This is a genomic window from Microvirga sp. P4_G7 (assembly GCF_056401005.1).
Genome location: NZ_JBFUKD010000973.1, coordinates 1 through 1,049, shown reverse-complemented (window position 1 = coordinate 1,049; position 1,049 = coordinate 1). Strand labels below are relative to the sequence as shown.

Below are 1,049 nucleotides of genomic sequence, written 5' to 3'. Positions count from 1 at the left end.
ATATTGTTCGAGCAGGGCCAAGGCGAATTTGCGATCGTTCTCGCTCGCCGCGGCGAAAGCTTTTTCGTACAACTCGGCGATCCACGCCTCTTTGGCCGGATCGGATGATTCACGAGCGAGCGTCAGCCACATCAAGCCCCTCGCCCGCTGCCGCGGCACACCCTGCCCGTTGATCAGGAGATGGCCGAGAAGCGCCTGGGACGCGTGATGTCCTTTTTCGGCCGCCAAGTTGAACCATCGCGCCGCCAGACGTTCGTCCTTGCTGACGACAGCGCCGTCGAGATAGAGGCGGGCGAGATTGTATTGGGCGTTGGGATCGCTGAAATACGAAGCGGCGTAGTGGAACATCTCCACGGCGCGGGACGGATTGGCGGACACATAGGTGTCCTTGATGCCATCCAGAAAATACGTGCCCAAAGCGACGAACGCACTCGAGACGACGGGAGCGTTGGGAGAATCGGGACTCTCGTCGGCATTCTGATCGGCCAGCTTCGAGAAATACTCGAACGCCTTCAAGTCGTCGTGCTGCACGCCGTCGCCATCGGCGTACATGCGCCCGAGTTTCCAGAGAGCCAAAGTATGGCCTTGCCCGGCGGCGTATTCCAACGCCTGGGCAGCACCGCGTTTGTCACCGGCATAATAGTCGCGAACGCCGTCGCGAACGGCCTGACCGGCGGAGCTGTACTTCGTCGTCGGGGCGAGCGGCTGCGGCCGCGGTGCGGCGTCGAGCGCCGCTGCACCGTCGGCGCCGACGAACATACCCGCCACGCCAACAAGAATGAGACTAAGCCGCCGCATCGGACATCCGTTCCTGGGACGAACCCAAGTTTTCGAGACACGGCATCTGCGGCAGGCGCGCGGTCGGTCCCGGCAAAATCCGGGTCGGCAGTCTCGAATGTTCGATCGCGCGCGCAGCCATAGCTTCTCTTTCCCCCTCGCCCGCCAGAATTTAGGCGCGCAAAGGTTACGGAACCTTCGTGATCTGCCAGCGCAAAGCCTCCGACGCAATGGCACGTCGTAAAGTCGTTTCAGGCACAAACGTCCTGATC

Annotated in this window: 1 protein-coding gene; it reads right to left on the bottom strand. The window is 61.8% G+C overall.

What is annotated here, in order from left to right; all coding sequences use genetic code 11:
• A partial coding sequence (locus AC1DT3_RS22310) for a tetratricopeptide repeat protein (protein ID WP_477467357.1) occupies positions 1–798 on the bottom strand: 798 nt, incomplete at its 3' end.
• Positions 799–1,049: the final 251 nt, after the last annotated feature.